This is a genomic window from Ectothiorhodospira shaposhnikovii (assembly GCF_016584105.1).
Lineage (GTDB): Bacteria > Pseudomonadota > Gammaproteobacteria > Ectothiorhodospirales > Ectothiorhodospiraceae > Ectothiorhodospira > Ectothiorhodospira shaposhnikovii.
Window position 1 is genome coordinate 1 of record NZ_NRSM01000096.1, and the last position, 656, is coordinate 656.

Sequence of the window (656 nt, forward strand, 5' to 3'; positions counted from 1 at the left end):
CGCCAGATGCTGGATGCGATGTGCCAGCGTGGTTTTTCACCGCGGACCCAGCAGAGCTATATCTACGCGGCCAGATCCCTGGCTGCCTATTTTGGCCGTTCTCCGGCACGGCTTTCGATGCAGGACCTGCAGCAGTATTTCAAGGTTTTGGCGGTGGAACGCAAGCTTTCTGCCTCCACCTGCCGTCTGCATTTACACAGTATCCGATTTCTATTTCAACAGGTGCTTCAGCGAAGTGACTTTGATGAAGTGGCCCTGATCGTACCCAAGCGGCCACAGCGGATACCGCCTTTACTCACCCGGGCCGAGGTGGCGCGCATCATCGAGGCGTGTGACAACCCCAAGCACCGGATGTTGCTGGAGGTGTGCTATGGCTGTGGATTGCGGGTCAGCGAGGTTGTGGCGCTGCGTGTGGATGACATTGATGGTGAGCGGCGCCTGTTACGGGTGGAGCAGGGCAAGGGGGCGAAGGACCGCGCGGTCATCATCAGTCCCCTGTTGCTGGATAAACTGCGCCGCTACTGGCGCTGCAGCCGCCCGCGTGTGTGGCTGTTTCCACATACGTTCCAACCGCAGCATCACATTGGCGTGAGTTCAGCACAGCGCCTGTTTGGCCGCTGTCGCCGCCGCGCCGGGGTGAGCAAGTCGGTGGGGAT

1 protein-coding gene is annotated in these 656 nt (G+C 60.2%); it reads left to right on the forward strand.

Annotated elements, in window-relative coordinates:
• Positions 1-656 (forward strand): tyrosine-type recombinase/integrase (locus CKO35_RS17555; protein ID WP_200177397.1); only part of this gene is annotated, 656 nt, incomplete at both ends.